Source organism: Brachybacterium subflavum (assembly GCF_009299795.1).
Classification (GTDB): domain Bacteria; phylum Actinomycetota; class Actinomycetes; order Actinomycetales; family Dermabacteraceae; genus Brachybacterium; species Brachybacterium subflavum.
In genome coordinates, this window is the sequence record NZ_VIGP01000002.1 from 577,328 (window position 1) to 600,240 (window position 22,913).

General features: G+C 70.5%; 21 protein-coding genes. 9 read left to right on the plus strand and 12 right to left on the minus strand.

Annotation, left to right across the window (positions count from 1 at the left end; genetic code table 11):
• Window positions 1–281 precede the first annotated feature (281 nt).
• The 8 genes from FHG10_RS06385 to FHG10_RS06420 form a co-directional block, all read right to left on the minus strand.
• Window positions 282–695 carry a hypothetical protein gene (locus FHG10_RS06385; protein ID WP_152352465.1) on the minus strand — a complete coding sequence of 138 codons (414 nt, stop codon included), beginning with the start codon at window positions 693–695 and terminating at the stop codon, window positions 282–284.
• The gene (locus tag FHG10_RS06390) at window positions 685–1,263 is read right to left on the minus strand and encodes a hypothetical protein (RefSeq protein ID WP_152352466.1); all 579 of its coding nucleotides are present in this window, start codon (window positions 1,261–1,263) and stop codon (window positions 685–687) included. The genes FHG10_RS06385 and FHG10_RS06390 overlap by 11 nt, the downstream gene beginning before the upstream one ends.
• Window positions 1,260–1,883, minus strand: coding sequence for an RNA polymerase sigma factor (locus FHG10_RS06395; RefSeq protein WP_227488074.1), 624 nt, complete (start codon window positions 1,881–1,883; stop codon window positions 1,260–1,262). The genes FHG10_RS06390 and FHG10_RS06395 overlap by 4 nt, the downstream gene beginning before the upstream one ends.
• 397 nt (window positions 1,884–2,280) lie before the next feature.
• Window positions 2,281–3,015, minus strand: a complete 735-nt coding sequence (locus FHG10_RS06400) for a class E sortase (RefSeq protein ID WP_152352467.1) — start codon at window positions 3,013–3,015, stop codon at window positions 2,281–2,283.
• Window positions 3,012–3,656 (minus strand): hypothetical protein, encoded by a 645-nt coding sequence (locus tag FHG10_RS06405; RefSeq protein WP_152352468.1) that lies wholly within the window; start codon window positions 3,654–3,656, stop codon window positions 3,012–3,014. Before FHG10_RS06405 ends, FHG10_RS06400 begins: the two co-directional genes overlap by 4 nt.
• Window positions 3,657–3,898: 242 nt before the next feature.
• A complete protein-coding gene (locus tag FHG10_RS06410) occupies window positions 3,899–4,999 on the minus strand; it encodes an HTTM domain-containing protein (RefSeq protein ID WP_152352469.1) in 1,101 nt (366 codons plus the stop codon).
• Window positions 4,990–5,742, minus strand: a complete 753-nt coding sequence (locus tag FHG10_RS06415; RefSeq protein ID WP_193636212.1) for a DUF5819 family protein — start codon at window positions 5,740–5,742, stop codon at window positions 4,990–4,992. The genes FHG10_RS06410 and FHG10_RS06415 overlap by 10 nt, the downstream gene beginning before the upstream one ends.
• Window positions 5,743–5,854: 112 nt before the next feature.
• Entirely contained in the window at window positions 5,855–8,695 is a 2,841-nt protein-coding gene (locus FHG10_RS06420) for a choice-of-anchor G family protein (protein ID WP_193636213.1), read from the minus strand.
• Window positions 8,696–9,179: 484 nt separating this feature from the next.
• Between FHG10_RS06420 and FHG10_RS06425 the strand changes: the two genes are divergently transcribed.
• Window positions 9,180–10,535: a UDP-glucose dehydrogenase family protein gene (locus FHG10_RS06425; RefSeq protein ID WP_152352472.1), complete on the plus strand. Its 1,356-nt coding sequence runs from the start codon at window positions 9,180–9,182 to the stop codon at window positions 10,533–10,535.
• A gap of 23 nt (window positions 10,536–10,558) precedes the next feature.
• Here FHG10_RS06425 and FHG10_RS06430 read toward each other — a convergent pair whose 3' ends face one another.
• Window positions 10,559–11,824: an arginine deiminase gene (locus FHG10_RS06430; RefSeq protein WP_152352473.1), complete on the minus strand. Its 1,266-nt coding sequence runs from the start codon at window positions 11,822–11,824 to the stop codon at window positions 10,559–10,561.
• A gap of 295 nt (window positions 11,825–12,119) precedes the next feature.
• Here FHG10_RS06430 and FHG10_RS06435 point away from each other — a divergent pair, with 295 nt between their 5' ends.
• Together FHG10_RS06435 and FHG10_RS06440 are read left to right on the plus strand one after the other, a co-directional pair.
• Window positions 12,120–13,232, plus strand: a complete 1,113-nt coding sequence (locus FHG10_RS06435; RefSeq protein ID WP_152352474.1) for an adenosine deaminase — start codon at window positions 12,120–12,122, stop codon at window positions 13,230–13,232.
• A complete protein-coding gene (locus FHG10_RS06440; protein WP_152352475.1) occupies window positions 13,232–13,951 on the plus strand; it encodes a pentapeptide repeat-containing protein in 720 nt (239 codons plus the stop codon). The genes FHG10_RS06435 and FHG10_RS06440 overlap by 1 nt, the downstream gene beginning before the upstream one ends.
• Window positions 13,952–14,016: 65 nt before the next feature.
• Here the strand turns inward: FHG10_RS06440 and FHG10_RS06445 are convergent, their stop codons facing one another.
• Window positions 14,017–15,132 carry an aspartate-semialdehyde dehydrogenase gene (locus FHG10_RS06445; protein ID WP_152352476.1) on the minus strand — a complete coding sequence of 372 codons (1,116 nt, stop codon included), beginning with the start codon at window positions 15,130–15,132 and terminating at the stop codon, window positions 14,017–14,019.
• Entirely contained in the window at window positions 15,129–16,493 is a 1,365-nt protein-coding gene (locus tag FHG10_RS06450) for an aspartate kinase (RefSeq protein WP_152352477.1), read from the minus strand. Before FHG10_RS06450 ends, FHG10_RS06445 begins: the two co-directional genes overlap by 4 nt.
• A gap of 473 nt (window positions 16,494–16,966) precedes the next feature.
• Here FHG10_RS06450 and FHG10_RS06455 point away from each other — a divergent pair, with 473 nt between their 5' ends.
• The 6 genes from FHG10_RS06455 to FHG10_RS06480 all read left to right on the plus strand — a co-directional run bounded on the left by FHG10_RS06455 (window position 16,967) and on the right by FHG10_RS06480 (window position 21,813).
• Window positions 16,967–17,257: a hypothetical protein gene (locus FHG10_RS06455; protein ID WP_152352478.1), complete on the plus strand. Its 291-nt coding sequence runs from the start codon at window positions 16,967–16,969 to the stop codon at window positions 17,255–17,257.
• A 148-nt stretch (window positions 17,258–17,405) separates the two neighbouring features.
• A complete protein-coding gene (locus FHG10_RS06460; protein ID WP_193636214.1) occupies window positions 17,406–18,341 on the plus strand; it encodes a GNAT family N-acetyltransferase in 936 nt (311 codons plus the stop codon).
• A 274-nt stretch (window positions 18,342–18,615) separates the two neighbouring features.
• Entirely contained in the window at window positions 18,616–19,962 is a 1,347-nt protein-coding gene (locus FHG10_RS06465) for a PucR family transcriptional regulator (RefSeq protein ID WP_152352480.1), read from the plus strand.
• 164 nt (window positions 19,963–20,126) lie between these two features.
• Window positions 20,127–20,843, plus strand: a complete 717-nt coding sequence (locus tag FHG10_RS06470; protein WP_152352481.1) for a CoA transferase subunit A — start codon at window positions 20,127–20,129, stop codon at window positions 20,841–20,843.
• Between the two features lies 1 nt (window position 20,844).
• Window positions 20,845–21,483, plus strand: coding sequence for a 3-oxoacid CoA-transferase subunit B (locus tag FHG10_RS06475; protein WP_152352482.1), 639 nt, complete (start codon window positions 20,845–20,847; stop codon window positions 21,481–21,483).
• A 60-nt stretch (window positions 21,484–21,543) separates the two neighbouring features.
• The gene (locus FHG10_RS06480; protein WP_406565153.1) at window positions 21,544–21,813 is read left to right on the plus strand and encodes a thiolase family protein; all 270 of its coding nucleotides are present in this window, start codon (window positions 21,544–21,546) and stop codon (window positions 21,811–21,813) included.
• Between the two features lie 23 nt (window positions 21,814–21,836).
• Here FHG10_RS06480 and FHG10_RS06485 read toward each other — a convergent pair whose 3' ends face one another.
• Window positions 21,837–22,904, minus strand: coding sequence for an alpha/beta hydrolase fold domain-containing protein (locus tag FHG10_RS06485; RefSeq protein WP_152352484.1), 1,068 nt, complete (start codon window positions 22,902–22,904; stop codon window positions 21,837–21,839).
• Window positions 22,905–22,913: the final 9 nt, after the last annotated feature.

Consider the following 22,913-nt stretch of genomic DNA (forward strand, 5'->3'; position numbering starts at 1 on the left):
GAGAGCCCTGTTCTCCCTCGATCCCCTCGCGGGTCCCTGTTCCCCTCGCTCCCCCGGTGTCCGGGGCTCCCCCGGTTCCGGGTGGGATCCCGTGTCCACGGGAATCCCCCGAGCGCCCGGTGCTCCCCCGAGCACCGGGCACTCCCCCCGGAAGTGGCCGGGTCCGATCCGACGCGCACACCCGCGCGTCCGCATGAACCCGTGCCTGCCGTCGCCGCTCGCACCCCCTGCGAGCGGGCGACGGACTCCTGTGTGTCCGCTCTTCTCAAGCGGACTGCAGCTCAGGCGGACTGCACGCGCACCAGCACCTCGAGGTCACCGTGGCCGGCGTCCTCGAGGACGCCGGCGACCGTGGCCTGGAGGTCCTCGACGACCTGCCTCAGCGGCTCCTGGGTGCGCAGCCCCACCTCGACGACCACCCGGGCCTGCGCCTCCTCGAGGTGCAGTCCGTAGCGGGCGACGGCCTCGGGCCGGCGCCGCAGCCGGGCGTCGAGCGCCCGCAGCGTGCTCGTCACGCCGGGCTCGAGACCGCCGACGCCCGGCACGGCGAGCACGGCCTGCACGAGGTCGTCGGTGAGGACCCCAGTGCTGCTCCTGCTCGCGCGCTCTCCGGCGCGACCGGTCGCGCCGGCCGCGGCGGGGGCGTCGTCGCTGATGCGGGTGCTCTCACTGATGCGGGTGCTGTCACTGGTCATGGAGATCCTCGATGTGCACGTCGATGCGGTCGGGGTCGATGCCGAGGTCGCGGTGCAGCGCGGCCGCGGCGGCGCCGCGCACGTCCTCGGCCAGGCGCATGAGGTCGCGCGCGCCGGGGCTGCCCAGCTGGACGGAGATCCGCAGCGTCACCGCGCGCGGCATCCCCCTCTCGCCGGACCGGCCGCCGTGCGAGGCGGCGCCCTCCTCCGCGTACTCGACCGTGGCGCGCAGGCTGCGCGCGTCCGGCACCGTGTCCACGGCCCGTCGCAGCACCGTGTGCAGGGTCAGCTCGGAGACCGACATCGGGCCGCGCCGCGTGGGCGGGACCGCGACCTGCGCACCCCGGCGCACCTCGGCGCGCACGGACCGCTTGAGCGCGGCGAGCGCCCCGGAGGACACGGACACGCTGGGGTCGCCGGACTTCTCCAGCTCCGCCCATTCCTGGTGGGCCGAGCGGATCAGGCTGTCGTACGCGGCCGACTGCTCCGCGGTCTCGACGGGCAGCTCGTGCTCGACGGGCGCGCCCTGCTCGCTCTCCTCCGGCTCATGAGGCGTCTGCATGCTCACCTCCACTCCTCCATCCTCGCGATGATGTGCGCGCGGGCACGGGCCAGGCGGCCGCGCACGGTGGACTCCGGCAGGTCCAGGGCGGAGGCGATCTCCGCATAGCCCAGGCCGTCGATCTCGCGCAGCACCCAGCACTCCCGCTGGCTCGCCTCGAGCCCGTCGAGGAGCTGGCGCAGCGTGCGCATCTGGGCGTCGACCACGACCGCGTCGAACGGGTCGCCGTGGCCGCCCGCGTTCGCGCCGCCGCTGCCGGAGCCGACGGCGCCCACGCTCCCGCCCACGCCCGGCTGCTCGGGGAAGTCCTCAGGGGCGAGCGGGTCCGTGCCGCGCCGCGCGCTGCGGCGCACCACGTCCGTGGACCGCCGGGCGCAGATCTGCAGCAGCCAGGACCGGAACGCGTCCGGGTCCTGCAGCAGGTGCAGGCGCCGCCACGCGGTCAGCAGGGTCTCCTGGACCACGTCCTCGGCGTCGGCGCGGTTGCGCAGCGCCGCCGATGCCAGGCGCAGCAGCGCGGACTGGTGCCGGTCGATGAGCACCTCGAAGGCGTCGACGTCGCCGTCCTGGGCGCGCAGCACGAGGGTGCGCTCATCCATGCGCCGCTCCTGGGAGGCCTCGCTCACCCGCCGCTCCTTCACCGTTCCTGGTCCGGCGGCACCGCTGTCGCTGGACCGCGACCACGGGACGCCTCTGCATTCCACCAGGAGGACGTCGTCGCGGCTGGATTCCTCACGCTCGGACCCAGTGACACGCGTCACACAGGATGACGGCTGTGGGACGGCTCTCGCGAGCCGTCAGGGCGACGCCGGGGCGGAATCGACGGTCCCGCCATCGAACGGCAGGAGGGGAGCTACTGCCGGGAAAACCCACTGGAAGAGCGCGCCTACGAGGACCACCACGAGGACGATGACGAGCCCGACCCGAAACCACAACGGTCCGGGCAGGTGCCGGAACAACCAGGAGTACATCGGCAGAACCTCTCGCATTCGAATCATCATGGACGCCACGGACGGTCGGAGCTCACCCCGCACTGTCCGAGGGAGCCGCCGACGTCCCGACGAGCTCCTTCGGGATGCCGTCCTCGCGCTTGGTCCAGGAGGTCAGTTCGGCGTGGACGATGTACCGCTCGCGGTCCGAATACATCGGATGGCACGCGGTGAGGGTGAGCAGGCGTCGCGAGGGCTCCGCGCTCGGATCATCGGGATCAGGGGCGATCACGCCGACGTCGCTCGGCTCGACGACCTCGGAGGCCGTCACCTTATAGATGTAGAAGGTCTTCTCCGTCTCGACGACGAGCACCGAGCCCTTCCTCAGCGACGCGATGTCGTAGAACGGCCGACCATAGGTGTTCCTGTGCCCGGCCACGGAGAAGTTGCCCACCTCCCCCGGCAGAGCGGTCTGGGGATAGTGCCCGGCTCCCTTCACATTGAGGACGCGTTCACGGTCGACACCTTCGGCCAGGGGAATGCGCTCCCGAGGGAAGTCCGGGACCCATAGCGTTCCCCAGACCACGCCGTCCTCCGGCGTATCGATGACAGGAGGATCGCCGGCCTGGGGCGGAGCGATGCTCCGGGTGTCCAGGTCCCCCCAACCCTGGTCGAGCTCGCCGAGGATCTGGTCCTGGCCGCGCTGGGAGACGACATCGGTCCACCACAGCTGCCAGACCAGGAAGAGCGCGACCAGCGCCGCGAGGGTGAGCATCACCTCCCCGAGGAGCCCCACGGCCTTCGCGCCCCGGGAGCGGGCGCGGCTCATGCCAGCCCCTCGTCGTCGCCCTCACCGCTGGGCGGGACGAAGTAGTCCGCATCTGTGCACGCGTCAGCGAGCCGGTCGAGCGGCCCCTGCAGACCGTCCGAATGCAGGTCGCCGTTCAGGGCGTCCCGCAGAGGGGCGCGCACGTCCTCGAGCGAGTCCCGCACAGCTCCCGGTTCCGCGGCGCCGATCTCCTCAGTCAGCAGCTGGTCGGCCGCGCGCACGTCGTCCATCCTGTCGGCCGGCACAGTCCGCGGTCCCCGGCCGACGAGCTTGAAGAGGTTGGAGGTCAGCACGTTCGCATTGGCGAAGACCGTGAGAGTGGACGGCGTGTCCACGATGTCGGCGCACACGAGGGCGGACGGTTTCGTACCGGTCTCACCGGCGCCCGACGCCCAGGTTGCGGCCGCCGAATGCGGAGCGCATGCAGCAGCGAGACCCCGCCAGGACGAGACGAACGCGTCCATGTCGGCATCCTGTCCGCGCCGCGGCTGTTCCCGCATCCATGCAGCGAGCTCGCCCGCGGCATCGCGGGCCCCCGAGTCGGCATGGACGAAGCCGGCGTCGATGTCATCGCCCGTCATCGCGTAGAAGGCGGGGTCGTCCGGGCCGTTGGCTGCCGCTGTCGCGGCGCGGTCGAGCACGTCACGGGACAGCGGCGTGGCGTAGGTGGGGTCGCCCCAGAAGGTCGCGCAGGCATCGGCTGAAGCGGCCTCAGCACTCGGAGGGGCCGACGAGGTTGCTTCGGTTCCTCCACCTGAGCTCGCGGACTCGTTCGGCGGCCCGGCCGGCTGTGCACATCCCGGAGTGAGAAGGGCCAGGAGCAACGGCGCGAGCACGAGAGCGCCGCGCGCTGGACTGCGGGCAGGGCGGCGGGTCGCTGCCCTCATGCCCGGACTCCGGGCTCCGCCGGGGCCGTATCCGGCTCGGCCTCCTCCACCTCGTCGCCCCCGCCCGTCGCGGTAGTTCTGGAGCGGTGCTTCCGGAAGCGTGCGACGAGGGATTCCGTGAGCCTGTTGCCCAGGAGTGTCCCCTTCAGCCAGGAGACGATGGCGACCCACGTCGCGCCGGAGACGAGGACGGCATCGGCCGAGGCCATGATGCCGGAGAAGAAGGGAAGACCCATGAGGACGCCGATGCTCAGGTGCATCCCGAGCAGAGCGACGAGGACTGCGCGGCGCGTGATCGTATTGAACAGCAGGAAAGGGAACGCGATCTGCGCAAGCACGGTCACGTAGGTCGCGATGAACACGGGCAGGGCGAAGTAGGTCAGCACGTCCGCGAGCGGCGGGAACACCCCGTAGGCCACGGACTGCAACGGGTAATAGACGGCCGTGCCGTTCTGCCACAGTCCGCCCTGGACCTTGTAGAGACCCGCCTCGAGGTAGACCGTGCAGATCTGCGCCACGACCAGGCACAGCCCGATGTTGTGCAGCACGGATCCCGTCTGGGTCTCCGTGCTGCCCTTCGCAGCTCGCCGCCGGGAGTCCAGGGACCAGCGGCGGGACACGTCGACCAGGATCAGATAGACGAGCATGATCCGGATGAAGTAGTTGCCGCCGTCGGAGATCGGCGTGTTCTGCCCGTTCAGAGTCGTGTACGCGATGAAAAGCAAGGGCGTCACGATGCGTGTGCGCCAGCCCAGCAGAAAGGTGACGACGAGAGCTGTCGTCAGCACATACCAGACCCAGAACATCCCGGGCCCCGCGTGCTGGAGGATGTCGAAGGGGAAGCTGTAGCCCAAGATCTCCCGGTACGGCTGGAGGTACGCAGAGCCCGGCCCCCAGACGCGGGAGGCGATGGGCAGATTGATGAGCAGCCAGCCGAGGAGGAAGACCCCGGAGGCGATCCGCATCACCGCGAACCCGTAGTCACCATGACGGTCCTCGATGAACCACGTCGTCACGCGGCGGGTCAGGCGGGCCGGGAGGTGGCGCTGGCGCCGGATCCAGGTGCGGACGGGCGCAGAGGCGGGGCTCAGCTCCATGCTGCGCTCACCTGCTCGTCGAACTCCGTGGCGGGTCGCCAACCGATGTTCGTCCAGGACTGCGATCGCGTGAGATTCTTCTCGTGCCGCTTGTCGAAGGAGGGGACGGACTCGCGCATCATCCGCACTTCGACGAGCGTCACGAAGTCCCCATACTGCTGCCGCATGTACAGGGTCCCCAGGCCGACCGCTGTGTCTTCGAGACGCTGGTAGGAGCGCAGCGTGCTGAGCTGGGCGGGAGAGTACTTCTCGGATGCTTCAGACGAATTCAGGTCGACGCCGAAGACAGGATCACCATCGATGTGATTGCCTTCCGCCATGTCGCGCTGCTCGTCGTTGAGCTTCGCGGCGGCGGACCAGAAGCGCCCGTGGATGACCTTCGAGATGCGGGTCTCCCTGTCGGCGAAGACGTTGTACTTCACGGCTTCCTGCTCTTCCGCGGTCACCTGCCGCCACGGCGTGAACTCGGCGCCGGCGTCGGTCCCGCCTGCGCAGACGTCACGCTCGCTGACGCAGGCACGGACCAGCATGTACTCGTCCTGGGAGTATGGGCCTGGGGCGAAGAGGCTCCACCCCTGGTCCAGAGGCCCGAGGAAGTAACGGTTCAGACCGGGCTGAAGCGACTCCTTCACTGGAGTCTCGGGGCCCGTGAAGGCGAGGGTCGCCCCGATGTGTGCGGTCGCGAGGGCACCGACCAGTACGAGGACCGCCGCGGGAAATCTGCGGATGCGGGGCGTTGCCATGCAGGGTGTCCGTTCTGCGAGCTTGTGGCAGTGAGATGGAGGACGGACTGATGGCCGCCGGGGCGACACGGGGGTGTCGCCCAGGCGGCCATCAGCGATGGGTGGGATTCACTCAGCGAGCGGCACGTCGAGAGATCACGACGCTCGCAGCACCCCCGATCAGGAGCAGCGCAGCGATGCCGACCATCGCGGCGGTGCCGGCGGCGCCGGTGTTGGCAAGTGACCCGGTGGGGTAGCTCGACGTCCCGGAGCTGCCCGAGCCGCTGGTCCCGGAGCCGGTGCCACCGGCGTTGCCCGAGGCGTTCGCACTCGAGTTGTCGCCGTTGCCATTGCTTCCATCGGCAGCAGTCACCGTGAGGTCCGCGCTCGCGGTCTCACCGGACTCCGCTGTGGCGACGACCGAGTACTCACCCGGGTCCGAACCTTCCGGAACGGTGACCACGGCGGTGAAGCTGCCGTCGTCATCGGTCGTCACGGTGACCGGATCGCCGACCGCATTGCCATCGGGATCGGTGAGCTGGACGGTGACATCGGTGTTGGGCGGGAATCCGTCACCGGTCACGGTCGTGGAATCGCCGTCCTCGACCGTGCCGGGGTCGACGTCAACCGTCGGATCCTCGGCGTTGTCGCTGCCGTTGTCCGAACCATTGTCAGCGGCGCTGTCGCTGCCGTTGTCCGAACCATTGTCAGTGGCGTTGTCGGCACCATTGTCGGCCGAGTTGTCAGCGGTGTTGTCAGCGGTGTTGTCGGCCGTGTTGTCATCACTGTTGTCAGCCGTGTTCTCGGCCGTATTGACCGCGGTGTTGTCGGCACCGTTGTCAGCAGTGTTGGCAGCAGTGTTGTCATCACCGTTCTCCGACGTGTTGTCCGCGGTGTTGTCCGACGTGTTGTCAGCGGTGTTGTCGGCCGTGTTGTCATCACCGTTGTCAGCCGTGTTGGCATCAGTGTTGTCATCACCGTTGTCAGCCGTGTTGGCATCAGTGTTGTCATCACCGTTGTCCGACGTGTTGTCAGCGGTGTTGTCCGACGTGTTGTCAGCTGCGTCGTCGTCACCGTTGTCGGCAGCGTTGTCGTCACCGGGCTCGTCCGCATTGGTAACCTCGAGGCCCGCCCGAGCCTCCTCACCGGAGGAAGCGGTGCCGACGACCCCGTAGTCGGAGCCAGCCTGCGTGCCCTCCGGCACCGTCAGCTCGGTGGAGAAGTTGCCGTCGTCGTCCGTGGTGACGGAGACCGGGTCGCCCACAGGGTCACCGTTCTCATCGACCAGCTGGACCGAGACATCGGTGTTCGGCGGGTAGCCCGAGCCGTCCACCGTGGTGGTCTCGCCATCCGCGACGGTCCCGGGATCGACGGTGACGGCCGGCGTCGCAGCTTCGTCGCTCACGCGAACGCTGGACGAGGCGAGATCGATGTTCACCGCATCGGCGTTCGGCAGCATCTCCAGGCTGAGCGCGTTGACCGTGAACGATCCGTCACCCAGGTAGCCGGGCTCCGGCTGCTCGTTGATGGTGATGGAGACGACCTGAGCCAGGACACCGGAGAGCACCGGATCAAGGGCCTCCAGGACCGGATCGACGACCGCGTCTAGTCCGTCGGCCAGCTCATCGGTCGTCGTCGTGAGAAGCGGCCCGACGACCGCCTGCAGGGGATCAATGAGTGCGGACTGCACGACCGGCTTGAGGGGAGCCAGCAGCGCTCCGATGCTGATCCCACCGGGCAGGCTGCCATCGATATCGATCTCAGGATCACCCTCGGCCGTGCCGGCGAGCTGACCCAGCGTCCCATCGACAGTGATGTCGACATTGCTGCTCAGGAGAGCGACCGTCACCTTGGCAGGGAGTTCGACGTGCACCTCGGTGGCGTTCAGCACCTCGGTCACGCCCTCGGTGATCTTGGTGGGGAGCGAGGCGAGCGCTTCGTCGACCGCACCGGTGATCTTCGAGATCGTGTCAGCGCTCAGCAACTCGGTGTTGGGGTCGAGGCCGTTGAGGGTATCGCCCTCGACGAGGTTTTCGAGGTTCACCGTGATGGTGCCGTCGTTGAGGTCGATGAGGACGATGCCGTTGGCGTCGGTCAGCGGCTCGTCCAGCACGGTGGTGCTGAGCTCGTCCAGGGCAGTGTCGAGCCCGTCGATGCCGACCGTTCCACCGCCGGCTTCGACCGACGCGACACCGAGGTTGACGTCGATGTCCACGGCATTCGCGACCTGTCCCAGGGCGCCGTCGGTGCCCAGGGTGTCGTCGATCGTGCCGCCGACTCCGGTGATCGTGGAGTCGACGTCGCTGGCGACGCCGCCCACCAGTGGCGAGTGGAAGCGCAGCTGGCCGTCGGCCACGGTGTAGCTCGAGGTGATGTCCTCGCCGTTCGCGGAAGCGGTCGATCCGAGCGCGCCGAGCTCGAGGCTCAGCTCGTCGACGATGTCGTCGGTCAGGCCAGAGACGCCGGCCTGATCGAGCAGGTCGGTGAGATTGACCCTCGCGCTGCCGTACTCGCCCACGCCGCCCGGGTCGGGGGTGATGGCCCCGTCCTCGCCGAGCACCCCGGCGCTGGCCGTCGAGGTCGTGGCGTCCGGGGATGAGGCGTAGCTCGAGAAGGCGCCGGCCGCGCCGAGGTACAGCAGCCCGCCACCATCGGTGTCACTGACCAGGGGGAGGGAGATCGAGCCCAGGTCGACGTTCAGGGCGCCGAGCGCCTCAACGTTCAGCGGGTTGGCGTTCGGGCCCGCGTCGCTGAGGTTTCCGCTCGCGCTGGAACCGGCGTCCAGCAGGTCCTGACCCAGCACCTGGCTGGCGATCACCTGCCCCAGCGCTTCGGACTGATCGGTATCCGCCGCGGAGGCGGAAGGGACGGACAAGAGGGTCAATCCTGCCGCCGCCACGGATGCCACCAGTGTTCGTGCCAACTTCGGCCTGGTGCTCCGCGGGGACGGCGGTGGTGTCTGCAGACGTTCCACGTTCGCTCCTGACATGAGGGTGCCCCCGGGGGAAGCGTGGGGGATGTCACGGTGTGACCCCAAGCAGATTCGCAGAGTTTGTTCAGCCGGGACAGGGGAATCTCACCGAAACCGTTGTTCGTTGCGTGATTGTTACCGAGCGGTACCCGGCACCGATGATCCGCAGCACGCCCTTCACCAGGACATTCACTCATACCGGACATCAGACGATGGTCGGGCCCGGGGCGCCGATGTGCTCGCTGCCCTCAAGAGCCCCGCGCCGGCGCACCCGAAAAGAGCGCCACGCCGGTGCTGCGCTCCGCGATGGACGTCCAGTGTTCATCGCGACATCGGGCACCGGTCACCTGCAGTGGCCGGCGGTTCCTAGCATGGCCGCAACAGAGGATGCCCGCACAGCGGGCCTGTGCCTGCGGCCCGGCTCTGCTCGGCATCCGTGTGACGACCCGATCGATTCTCTACACCGTCTCGAGAGGCCGACATCTCCGTGAACCAGCCCGGATCCGCACCGACCCTCACTGTCTCCGTAATCGGCTGCGGCTACCTCGGCGCCGTCCACGCGGCGGCCATGGCCGAGCTGGGGCACCGTGTGATCGGGCTCGACGTGGACGCGCAGCGGGTCACCGCCCTGAGCGCGGCGCGTCCGCCGTTCCACGAACCGGGCTTCGCCGAGCTGCTCACCCGCACCGTGGCCTCGGGCCGTCTCACCTTCACCACCGACTACGCAGATCTCGCCGGGGCCGACGTCCACTTCCTGGCACTCGGCACCCCGCAGCGGGCCGACGGCCTGGGCGCGGACCTCTCCATGATCGAGTCGGCGCTGGACTCCCTGGTCCCGCTGCTCGCGGCGCGCGGCGGGGCGCGGACACTGATCGCCGGGAAGTCCACGGTCCCCGTGGGCACCGCCCGCCGCCTGCACGCGCGCGTGGCCGGGATCGCCGGGGCCACGGTGGTGTGGAACCCCGAGTTCCTGCGGGAGGGCTTCGCGGTCTCCGACACCCTGCGCCCCGACCGGCTCGTCTACGGGCTCGCCGATCCCTCGGGCGCCGAGGCCGAGCACGAGGTCGCCCTGCTGGACCGCGTGTACGCACCGATGCTGGCCACGAGCATCCCGCGGAAGGTGTACTCGCTCGAATCGGCCGAGCTCGTGAAGGTCTCGGCGAACTCGTTCCTGGCCACGAAGATCTCCTTCATCAACGCGGTCTCCGAGCTGTGCGACATCACCGGCGCGGACGTCGCCGATGTCGCCGAGGCGATCGGCATGGACGACCGGATCGGCCGGAAGTTCCTGCGGGCCGGCGTGGGCTTCGGCGGCGGCTGCCTGCCCAAGGACCTGCGCGGCCTGATCTCCCGGGCGGGCGAACTCGGCGCCGTGGACTCCTTCGCCTTCCTGCGCGACATCGACGCGATCAACACCGGACGGCGGGAGTACATGCTGCGCCGGGCCCGCGCCGCCCTCGGCGACAGCCTCGAGGGCCGACGGGTGGCTGTGCTCGGCGCCGCCTTCAAGCCCGATACCGACGACGTGCGCGACTCCCCCGCCCTGGACATCGCAGTGCGCCTGGTCGGCGAGGGGGCGGACGTGTCCATCACCGATCCGGCCGCGCTCGCGAACGTGCGCGCCCGCTTCCCCTCGCTGCATGCGATCGAGGACGTCGAGGAGGCCCTGGCGGGGGCCGAGCTCGTGCTGCTGCTCACCGAATGGCCGCTCTACCGGGAGCTGGACCCCGCACGGGTCGGCACGCTCGTCGCCGCGAGGCGTCTCATCGACGGCCGCAACGTGCTCGATCTCGCGGCGTGGCGACGGGCCGGCTGGGATGCCTCCGGACTCGGTCGGCGCTGAGCCTCACCCGTCGATGCCGAACCTCACCAGTCGACGGGGTCGCGCACGATCGGGCAGGTCATGCAGTGCCCGCCGCCCCGGCCCCGGCCCAGCTCGGCGCCGCGGATCGTCAGCACCTCGACGCCGGCGTCGCGCAGGGCGGCGTTGGTCTGGGTGTTGCGGTCGTAGGTGATGACGACGCCGGGCTCGAGGGCGACGGCGTTGTTGCCGCTGTCCCACTGCTGGCGCTCGGAGGCGTAGAGATCGCCCGCGGTCGCGACCGTGCGCAGCTCCTTCAGACCCATGGCCTCGGCGACCACGTCCACGAAGCGGCGCTCGCCCTCGTCGCGCACCTCCATGCCCAGGGCGTTGTCGGCCGGGCGGATGGTGAAGGCGTGGATGCCGTCGACGATCGCCGGGTGCACGGTCGCGAGGTCGCGGTCGGCGAAGGTGAACACGGTGTCCAGGTGCATGGCGGCCCGCAGCCGCGGCATCCCCGCGACGACGATCCTCTCCACGGCGCCGGCCGCGAAGAGCTCGGCGGCGAGCTGGGTGATGGCCTGCCGGGAGCTGCGCTCGCTCATGCCGATCAGCAGCGTCCCGTTGCCCACGGGCATCACGTCGCCGCCCTCGAGGGTCGCCTGCCCCCAGTCCCGCTCGGCGTCGCCCCACCACACGCGCGAGCCGGAGAGCTCGGGGTGGAAGCGGTAGAGGGCCTGCATGAGCAGGGTCTCGTCCTTGCGGGCCGGCCAGTACAGCGGATTCAGGGTGAGGCCGTCGCCGATCCAGCAGGTGGTGTCGCGCGTGAACAGGGTGTTGGGCAGCGGCGGCAGCAGGTACTCGGGGGTGCCCACGGACTCGCGGGCCAGGTTCGCGTAGGCAGTGCGCAGGTCGGCGGGCAGCTCCGTCGTGGCCATGCCGCCGATGAGGACGCGCGCGAGCTCGGGGCCGTCGAGCGCGTCGAGGCTGCTGCGGGTCGCCTCCACGAGCCCCAGGCCCACGCGATTGGCGATCACCTTGCGGTCCAGCAGCCAGGCGCGGGCCTCGGGCATGTCCATGGCCTCGCCGAGCAGGTCGTGCAGCTCGAGCACCTCGACGCCGCGCGCAGTCATGGTCTCCACGAAGTCCGCGTGATCGCGCTGGGCGGCCTCGACCCACATGACGTCGTCGAACAGCAGCTCGTCGCTCGTGGACGGGGTGAGCCTTTCGTGGGCGAGCCCGGGTCGGCACACGAGCACCTTCCGCAGCCGGCCCACCTCGGAATGGACGCCGGAGGGGGTGGGCGCGGTCTCGACGGGACGTTCGGGCATGGTGCCTCCCACGGATCGATGGTGCCGCTCGGCCCCGAGTGGCACGGCGTCGGCGTCGCCGTCGGGGACGGCTCCGGACGTCGGGCGCTCCTGGCATGATCGCGCATCGAGACCGGGATCGGGAGGAGTTCGACGGAGGCGGGCCGGCATCGACCGTCCGGCGTCCGGGGACCCCGACAGGGACCCAGGGCCCGAAGGCCGGGGCGCTGGCGGGGATACTGGACCCGCTGCCCTCCGATCCTCCGCACGACCTCCTCTGCCCGTCCGATCCGCCACCACACCCTCGGGAGAAGCGATGCCCGCCTCCGACGCCTCCGATCTCGACCTCCGCGCCCTGCCGAAGGCGGTCCTGCACGACCACCTCGACGGCGGCGTGCGCCCGCAGACCGTCCTCGACCTCTCCCGCGAGCTGGGCATCGAGCCGCCCGCTCCGACCGCCGAGGGCATCGCCGACTGGTTCGCCGAGGCCGCGGACTCCGGTTCCCTCCCCCGCTACCTCGAGACCTTCTCGCGCGTGCTCGCGCTGATGCAGACCCCGGAGTCCCTGCGGCGCGTGGCCCGCGAGTTCGTGGAGGACATGGCGGCCGATGGCGTCGTCTACGCCGAGACCCGCTGGGCCCCGGAGCAGCACCTCGAGGGCGGGCTGAGCATGGAGGAGGCCGTCGAGGCGGTGCAGGCAGGCCTGGACGAGGGCACCGCGCAGGTCGAGGCGTCGGGCGCCCGGATCCTCGTCGGCCAGATCCTCTGCCAGATGCGCCAGAACGCCCCGCGGGAGGAGATCGTGGACCTCGCGATCGCGCGCCGGGGCCGCGGAGTCGTCGGCATCGACCTCGCCGGTCCCGAGGACGGCTTCCCCGCCTCCCGCTTCCGCCCGCAGCTCGAGCGGGCCCGCGCCGCCGGCGTCCACGTGACGATCCACGCCGGGGAGGCCGCGGGCGTCGACTCGATCGCCGACGCCCTGGACTGCGGCGCCGAGCGCCTGGGCCACGGGGTGCGCCTCATCGACGACATCGACCCGGGCGAGGTCGGTCCGACGGCCCGCCGAGTCCGCGACCACGGCGTGGTGCTCGAGGTCTGCCCGAGCTCGAACCTGCAGACCGGCGCCTTCGCCGACATGCCCTCGCATCCGGTGGACGCTCTGCGGCGCGCGGGCATGCGGGTCGCGGTGAGCTCCGACAATCGCCTCATGAGCAGGACCCGGACCAGCCGGGAGCTCGGGCGGATCGTGGACACCTTCTCCTGGGGGCTCGACGAGCTCGAGCAGTCGGCGCTCATCGGGCTGAACAACGGCTTCGCCCCCTACGAGCAGCGCCGCGCCCTGCGCGAGGAGGTCGTCGTGCCCGCCTACCAGGCCGCACGGATCGCCGCCGGATCCCCTGCCGACGGCGGCGCCGGGCGGGCGCTCTGATGGCCGCGCGCCGCGGCGACTCTCGCTCCGGCGGAGCCTCGCGCTCCGGCGGGGCGGCACGTTCGTCCGACGCCGTCGCCGCGCCCCGCATCGATCCGATCGTGCTGCGGGATCTCGAGGACTCCCCCGCCGATGCCCTCGACTCCTACGCGTCCCTCGAGGGACTGCGATTCGACGGGGCTGACGTCTCCGGCCGTGACCTGCACGGACTCGCGCTCGACGAGTGCGAGCTGGTCGATGTCATGGCGCACGAGACCGACCTGCAGGATGCCCGTCTCACCGAGGTGCGCATCGAGCGCCTGAACGCCCCCGCGCTGAAGGCGGGCCGGGCCACCCTGCACGGCGGCGAGATCACGGCCTCGCGGATCGGTGCGCTCGAACTGTTCGACGCAGACCTCGACTCGGTCGTCCTCACGGGCTGCAAGCTGGACTGGTTGAACCTGCGCGGTGCGCACCTGGTCGACGTGGTGCTGCGTGACTGCACGCTCACGGAGCTCGACCTCGGCGAGGCCGACGCGACGCGCGTGTGCTTCGAGAACTGCCGCGCCGAGACGGTGACCTTCACCGGCGCGCGCCTCGCGGACGTGGACCTGCGCGGCCTGGAGACGAGCGCGCTCGCGGGCTTCGGCGGCATGCGCGGCGCCGTCGTCTCCGTCGCGCAGGCGACCGCCTGGGCGGAGGACTTCGCCGCCCACCTGGGGATCCGCGTCAGCGGGTGACGGCTGACGAGCCGACGGCCGGCTGAATCAGCCAGCTCCGTCGGGCCCGTCGGATATGTGGCCGATCAGGCCTGGCCGGAGCACTCCGCGGCGACGAGCTCGGCGATCTGGATGGCGTTCAGCGCCGCCCCCTTGCGCAGGTTGTCCGAAACGGCGAAGAGCACGAGGCCCTTGCCACCCGGCACGGACTGGTCCTGGCGGATGCGGCCCACGAAGGTGCCGTCCTTGCCGGCCGCCTCGAGCGGCGTGGGGACGTCCTCGAGGGTCACGCCGGGTGCGCCCGCGAGGGCCTCGCGGGCCTGCTCGGGGGTGATCGCCTCCTCGAACTCCGCGTGGATCGCGACGCTGTGGCCGGTGAACACGGGCACGCGCACGCAGGTCCCGGCGACGGGCAGGTCGGGGAGGTTCAGGATGCGGCGCGACTCGTTGCGCAGCTTCTGCTCCTCGTCGGTCTCGCCCGAGCCGTCCTCGACGAGGTTCCCGGCGTAGGCGAGCGCGTTGAAGGCGATCGGCTTCACGTAGGTCTCGGGCGCGGGCAGCTCGACCGCCGAGCCGTCCAGGGCGAGCTCCTCGAGGTGATCGGCGGCGGCACGGACCTGCGCGGCGAGCTCCTTCACGCCCGCGACGCCGGAGCCCGAGACCGCCTGGTAGGTGGCGACCTTGAGGCGCGCGAGGCCGGCCACGGAGTGCAGGGCCTTCAGCGCCGGCATCGCGGCCATGGTGGTGCAGTTCGGGTTCGCGATGATGCCGCGGGGCCGATCGGCGATCGCCTCGGGGTTCACCTCGGAGACGACCAGCGGCACCTCGGGGTCCTTGCGCCACGCGGAGGAGTTGTCGACCACGACCGCGCCGGCCGCGGCGAACCGCGGGGCGAGGGCCCTCGAGGTCGAGCCTCCGGCGGAGAAGATCGCGATGTGCACGGGCGAGGTCTCGAGGTCCGCGGTCTCCGCGTCCTCGACGACGAGGTCGAGCCCGGCGTAGCGCACGGTGCTGCCGGCGCTGCGCGCGGAGGCGAAGGCGCGCACGGCGGAGTGCGGCAGGGCGCGCTCGGCGAGGAGGGCGAGCATCACGCGGCCCACCTGGCCGGTGGCGCCGACGACGCCGATCACGGGCCCGTCGGCCGCATAGCCGGGCGTTCCGGAGAAGTCGACGGCGGTGCGGGTGGTGTCGGTGCTGGTCATCGTCCAGTCCCTCCGTAGACCACTGCCTCGGTCTGCTCGGCGTCCAGGCCGAAGGCGGTGTGGATCACGCGCACGGCGTCGTCGAGCCGGGAGATGTCGGTGACCACGGAGATGCGGATCTCCGAGGTCGAGATCATGTCGATGTTGATGCCGGCCTCGCCGAGCGAGCGGAACAGCGTGGCCGAGACCCCCGGGGAGGACTTCATGCCGGCGCCCACCACGGAGACCTTGCCGATCTGGTTGTTGTAGCGGACCTCGGAGAAGCCGATCGTCTCCCGCGCCCGCTCGATCGCGGCGAGGGCCACGTCGGAGTCGGCCTCCGGGAGCGTCAGGGAGATCGCCACCGTGTCGTCGGTCGTCGAGGAGTTCTGGACGATCATGTCGATGTTCGCGCCGGAGGAGGCGACGACGTCGAACAGCAGCGCGGCCTTGCCGGGCTGGTCGGGCACCTCGACGACGGTGATCTTGCCCTCGCTGCGGTCATGGGCGACGCCGGAGATGATCGGCGCCTCGAGGCCGGGATCGGTGGTGTCCACGGACAGCTCCTTGCTGGGGTCGGCCGCATCCAGGTGCGGCACATCGGCGATGCGGACGGTGACGCCGGGGTCCACGGGGACCATGCGCTCGGCGTCGTCGGAGACGATCGTGCCCAGGCGTCCGGAGAACGAGCTGCGCACGTGGAGGGGGACGCCGTAGCGGCGGGCGTACTCGACGCTGCGTCCCATGAGGATCTTCGCGCCGTTGGCCGCGAGGTCCAGCATCTCCTCGCAGGAGATCACGGGGACCCGGCGGGCGCTGGGGACGATGCGGGGGTCGGCGGTGAAGACGCCGTCGACGTCGGAGTAGATCTCGCAGATGTCGGCGTCGAGCGCCGCGGCGAGCGCGACGGCGGTGGTGTCGGAGCCGCCGCGGCCCAGGGTGGTGATGTCCTTCGTGCCCTGCGAGACGCCCTGGAAGCCCGCGACGATCGCGACGTTCCCGGCGTCCAGCGCGCTGCGGATGCGGCCCGGCGTGACCTTCTGGATGAGGGCCTTGCCGTGCACCTCGTCGGTGATCACGCCCGCCTGCGAGCCGGTGTAGGCGCGGGCGGCGACGCCGCTGTTGTTCAGCGCCATCGAGAGCACGGCCATCGAGATCCGCTCGCCGGCGGTCAGCAGCATGTCGAGCTCGCGCGGCGGCGGGTTCGGCGTGACCTGCTCGGCGAGGTCGATGAGCTCATCGGTGGTGTCGCCCATCGCGGAGACCACGACGACCACCTCGTGGTCGGCCTTCGCGTACTGGGCGATGCGGGAGGCCACCCGGATCACCGAGGCGGCGTCGGCGACGGAGGAACCGCCGAACTTCTGCACGACGAGGCTCATCGGGTGCGGGCTCCTTCATCTCGGTCACGGGGTCGGTCGGCGTCGGGATCGTCGGCCAGTGGTGGCCGACGGACCGTCCGATCCCGCTGAAAAGTCGGGGCGCACGTGTTCCACCAGGTCAGCGCGGGTGCGCGAGTGCGCGCTGCCGTCGGTCCGGGAGCGCGCGACCGACGGTGGGCACGGAACGCGGGCCCGCGGCGCGCGGACCCGTCGTCGATTCTACGATCCGACGGCCGACGAGGCACGGGGTCGCCCGGGGAGCGGACTGTGGGGGCGAGCTGTTGGGAACCGTGGGTCCGTCTCGAGCGGGGTGTCTCGTTGGGGTATACCGCAGTGTGACGGTGTTGCGCTGCAGAAAAGCGGTAGGGGCGGATCCGGCTTGGGTTTGCGATCGCGAAGTGGCGCATGCCTACGACAGCGCGCTGTCGGCATGAGGATCGCCAAGGTGGCCTCGGAACTGCAAACTGACTGGCATGAAACCGATCCAAGTGCGGCTGATGAACGACTACGGCGCTGGATGGCCGCTCTGGATGGACGGCCTCACCGACGAGAGTGACTGGAACTTCTCGGCACCTCTTGGGCGCCGACTGACCGCTTGGGCAAAATTCTTCGACGCCCACTTCAGCTGGGAGCGTGGCTGGGATTCCGCCGCGGCATGTATGCAGCACCGCGCAGAGGGCGTCGCACTCCACCGAATCCTCGTGGCCGAGCTCGGATCGGGCTATGAAGTGGTCCTTGATTCCTGGGAGACGAAGACCTGCTGACATGGGCGGGGAGCCGATGACCTCGGCGGGTAGGTTCAAGTTGCTTGGACGCCATCGAATGCGAGGCCGTGATGACCCTGGCCGCGAGCCTCGCGGGCAGACCAAGCTCGTGGAAATCCCGTTGCTGCCCGGTTCTACGGTTGGCCCCATGCACTCCATCGACCGCACACCGCACCTGTCGCCGTGGAACGGGACGATGGACGCCGATGGGTTGGGAATCCAGCGGGCACTGTCCGACATGTTCCCTGCCTGCACGCACCCTGGAGGGCTCGCCTGGGAGATCAGCACGGGCCAGCTTCCCGACCACAGGGTCATCGCTCATTCCCCCACGGGAGTCACGGGATGGGCCGCGTTCTCTGCCGATGACACACGGCTCGAGTGCGCCCCCGAGGACGCCGCCACCACAGCAGCCCTCACGTCGTGGCTGTTCGACGTCGCCGCCGGCTCGCGGTTCAGCATCGCCGTTCATCACGAGCAGCATTCCCTGCAACAGGATCTGATCAGCCGTGGTTTTGTCGCGGAAGATCTTCCTCTCGCCGGTCTGAGCCATGCGGCCGAGAGCGTCGGAGCGCACGCGCCCTCCGGCTATCGCATACGCCCCCTGGAGGACGGTGAACAGGGGCGGCGCATCGAGACCCACAGGCGAGCATGGAAGCCCGCGGAGCTCCCCTTCACAGATGGCTCCGGTGGGGACATCGACCCGAATGCGGAGAGCAGGTTCAGTTCTTCGGCGCTCGAGAGCATGCAGGCCGCACCGATCTACAGGCGGGACCTGGATCTGGTGATCGAAGCGCCGGACGGGTCACTGGCCGGCTGCTGCACCGTCTGGCTGGACCCCGTGAGCGGTTGGGCAGAGCTGGAGCCGCTGGGCATCGTCCCCTCGCATCGAGGACTCGGCCTGGCGCAGACACTCGCACTGGAAGCGTGCCGCCTCACGGGCGAGCTGGGTGGGCACTCCGTGTTCATCAACTCTGCCCCGCTGCCCTACTACCGCGCCCCCTGGGACGCGTACCTCAAGGCGGGCTTCACCCCCATGAACAGAGGTACCCGGATGACACAGGCGGAAGACGGCCATTCCCACTGACACCCGCTCCCGACTGACCTCAAACGCACAGATGCACCCCGTTGGAATGCACCCTGGATGTCATCTACGTGGCCGCAGCTACGGCGTCACACACGGTCCACGCCAGCGAGGGACTCCTGCACAGCGCGAGACACCTCGATGGCACAGATCCGTCGCGTTGAGGTCTGCCCTGGGCAACAGTTACGCGACCGAAGTCTTCTCTGTTGCACAGGGTCCTAGACGGCGGTTCTGCGACAGATCTGCGGGTTGGGGTGTACCTCAAGTGACGCCAAGCGTGCCTCGTGACGCACCCTCACGCGCTCGGCGTGATGCCTTCGAGAAGCGCTGCCGCTCGAAGGTACTGAAGATCGCTTCTGACCCGACCCTCCACGCTGCGGCCCGGCACGGCCTCGACGAGGACTACTCGACCGACCAGATCGTGGGACACTTGCGCCGCTCGCCGCCGCTCGCCTCGCCCCTGCTCCGCTCCACCACCTTCCCGAGGTTCATCGCCATGATCGCCCCGCGCCGCCGCGTCCTCGACGGGGTCCTCAACGCACTCGCCCGTGCCCACGAGGAGCTCGTGGACCTGACGTGCACTCGCATCCACCGCGAGCTCGCCTCCTACGCCCACGTCGACGCCTCGGCGCTGGCGGAGGCCGTGGGCAGGAATCTGCGCACGGCGCTCACGGCCCTTCGCACGTCGCAGGTGCCTGATCCCGAGGAGCTGAGCGACGCGGCGCAGACCGCCCACGAGCGGTTCCTCGCGGACATCCCCGTGGAGGAGATCGTCCGCGGCTTCCGCATCTCCATCGCCCTGATCCATGAGCGGTTCGTCGACCTCGCGATCTCGCAGCAGCTTTCGGCGGCGCAGTCGGTCGCAGGCGTCCGCGTGATGTGGGGCGTGGCCGACGCGTTCACCACCCGGATCATCACCGAATACCACGACCTGGAGATCGACCGCGCCCTCCACGACGCCCAACGCCGCATGGCGGTCGTGCGCGACCTCCTGGCCGGGGTGCCCCGGCGAGGCATGCTCGAGCCGCGCACCGAGTACGCGGCTATCCGCTGCGCCGTGCCCGAGGGCGCGCCGGCGGAGCAGATGCGACGCCACCTGCAGCGATCCGGCTCACTGCCCGAGGCCAGGGCCCACGTGGTCACCGACGGCAGCTCCTGCTTCGGGATCGTGGCCGCTCGCCCCGCAGATCCCGGAGCGCCCGTGGGGCTGGGCCCCTTCGGACCCCCTGACCAGCTGCCGGTCTCCGACCGGACCGCGAAGGACGCGCTCCACCTCGCTCACGACCTCGGACGCGACGGGGTCCAGTCGATCGAGGACCTCGGGTGGCGGCTCGCCCTCGCCGCCCGTCCCGACGTCCGACGGCACTACGCGCAGCGCCTGCTCGACCCGATCGTCGACCAGGGCCGCTTCGGCGCCGAGGTCCTCGCCGCCGTGGACGCCTGGATCCGCTCGGGGCAGAGCATCCCGCGCACCGCCGAGCGCCTCGTCGTGCACCCCAACACGGTGCGGTACCGGCTGCGCCGGTTCGAAGCGCTCACGGGCGCGGATCTCGCGGACCCCGACGACGTGACCGGCGCCCGATGCGCCATCGAGCTCGGCAGCCCGGACGTGCCCTCGTTGTAGATCCGCACAAACCCGACCGCTCCAGCGTTGTCCGCTCGTGCGTGGCGGTCCGGCCCCCGCAGCTCCTAGGCTCGAGGACGACCCGTCTCCCGTGCGCGGCGACCGCCGCGAGCGACCTCGGAGGATCGGGGCGTCCGCGCGACGATCATGCGGGAGGAACAACGGTGTCCAAGGTCTCGGACGACGTGTCGGAGCAGCTCCGGAGCGTCCTGCGCGATGGGATGACCATCGCGGTGGGCGGATTCGGTCTGTGCGGCATCCCCACCGACCTCATCAGAATCGTGCGCGAGACCGGGGTCCGGGACCTCACTGTCGCCTCGAACAACCTGGGGGTGGACGGCAAGGGCCTGGGGCTCCTGTTGGAGAACGGCCAGATCAGCAAGGTCCTCGCGAGCTACGTGGGCGAGAACGCCCTGTTCATGCGCCGGTACATCGACCGCGAACTCGACGTCGAGTTCGTCCCTCAGGGCACGCTCGCCGAGCGCATGCGCGCGGGCGGCAGCGGGATCCCTGCCTTCTTCACGCCCACGGGCGTCGGCACCGAGGTTGCCGAGGGCAAGCCGACCGCTGAGTTCGACGGCCGTACCCATGTTCTCGAGCGCGCCATCGTCGCCGACCTCGGCCTGGTCCACGCGCATACCGCGGATACGGACGGCAACCTCCGCTACCGCCTCACCGCGCGCAACTTCAACCCCCTTGCTGCCATGTGCGGGCGCACGACCTTCGCGCAGGCGGAGAACATCGTTGGGACCGGCGCGCTCGCCCCCGACGACATCCACACCCCCGGCGTCTTCGTCCACCACGTCTCGCAGGCGGTGAGCCCGACGGAGATCGAGCACCGCACTGTGCGACCCCGAACCGACGAGCAGGAGACGGCCTGAGATGACCTGGACCCGAGACGAGATGGCCGCGATCGCCGCGTCCGAGCTGTACGACGGCGACTGCGTGAACCTGGGCATCGGGATGCCGACTCTCGTGGCGAACAACCTGCCCGAGGGCGTCGACATCGTCCTCCAGAGCGAGAACGGCGTGCTGGGGATGGGCCCCTTCCCCTATGACGGCGAGGAGGACCCGGATCTCATCAACGCCGGGAAACAGACCATCACCCTGCGCCGCGGCGCCTCGATCTTCGACTCCTCCACCTCCTTCGCGATGATCCGCGGCGGCAAGATGACCACGGCCATCCTCGGCGCCATGCAGGTCACGGGCGACGGCGACATCGCGAACTGGCAGATCCCCGGCAAGCTCGTCAAGGGCATGGGCGGGGCCATGGACCTGGTCGCCGGCGCGCGCCGCGTGATCGTGATGATGCAGCACACCGCGAAGGACGGCAGCCCGAAGATCCTCCGCGAGTGCACGCTGCCTCGCACCGGCGTGGGCGTCGTCAACCGGATCATCACCGACCGCGCGGTGCTCGACGTCCGGGAGGACGGCCTGGTGCTCTCGGCCATGGCTCCCGGCGTCACCGTCGAGGAGCTGCGCGAGGCCACCGAGCCGGGCTTCACCCTCGCCCTCGACTGACCCTCCCGGCGGGACGAGTGGATCGTCGGCTGCGTCGGCTCGACCGGCCGGGAGGCCTACATCTCCCGGCGCGTCAGCCTCGGGGCCGGCGCGCGCGAGAGCTCCACGCCCCTGATCGTCAACCGAGTGTGCGGCTCCGGGATGCAGGCGATCGCGCTCGGCGCAGGGGAACTGCTCGTCGGCGAGTCGGACGTCGTCGTCGCGGGCGGCACCGAGAACATGTCCGCCCGACCCTTCCTCGACTTCTCGGCCCGTGCGGGCACGCTGGGGCTCGCGACCATGTGCAACGGCTGCGGCCAGGCGGTCGCGAGCCTGTGGCGCGCGCTCTGATCCGCGCGGACCAGTCCTGAGACCTACCGGCGCGGGCCGGCCGCATGCGCGGCCGCGAACACCCCGGCCTCCGCGAGCGTCTCGTTCGCCGCGTCGAGGATGCGCCCGAAGTGCAGGTACGAGTGCAGGATGCCGGGCGCTTCGCGGTAGTCGTAGGGGACGCCGCCGCGGCGCAGGAGCTCGGCGAAAGCACGACTGTCGTCGGCGAGAGGATCCAGGGCCGCCGACCGCACGAGGACCGGCGGCAGGCCGGACAGGTCCGCCGTGATCGCACGCGCCCAGGGCGCGTCCGCGTCGGCGGGGTCCGCGTAGAGGGCATCATCGGTGAAGGCGGAGAGCTCCTCCATCGCCATCCCGTCCCAGTCCCCGCCCCAGAGGCGGCGCGAGGCCGAGTCCGCGAGGCCGAAGCCGCCGTAGAACAGCAGCAGCGAGCGCAGCCGGTCGAAGACCTCGGGGCCCGTGACGGCGCCGTCGGCGAGGCCGCAGACCTGGTCGTCCCGCAGCATGAGGGCCGCCCCGATGGAGAGCCCCGCGCCCGCGGAGTCGCCGGCGAGGGCGAGCCGGCGCGGGTCGATCCCCCACTCCTCGCCGTGCACGGTGAGATGGGCGGCGACCCCGGCGGTCTCGTGCATGGCCTGCGGGTGCTTCGCCTCGGGCGAGAGCGAGTAGTCGACGGCCACCACCACCGCGCCGCTGTGGTGGGCGAGCATCCGGTGGATGCGGTCGTGCGTGTCGAGGTCCCCGAGGGTGAACCCGCCGCCGTGGAGGAAGATGATCGCGGGCGCGCCCGTGCGGGCGGCGTTCGTCGGGCGGTGGCACCGCACCGGGACCTCGGCCCCGGCGACGGGGAGCACGACATCCCGCGTGGAGGCCATCGCCGGGCCGCCGACGTTCCAGAAGGCCCGTTCCGCCCGGTAGTCCGCGCGCGCCGCCTCGAGCGGGTCCTCGGGCAGGCTCAGCTCGGCGCGCCGGCGGGCCTCGTCCGCGTACTGGTGCTCGAGCACCCGCCGCATCTGGGGGCTCAGCGCCTCGAGCAGGTGATCGGGCAGGTCCTCGACCCGCTGCGCCGGGCTGGTGTGTCCGTCGGTCATGGAGACTCC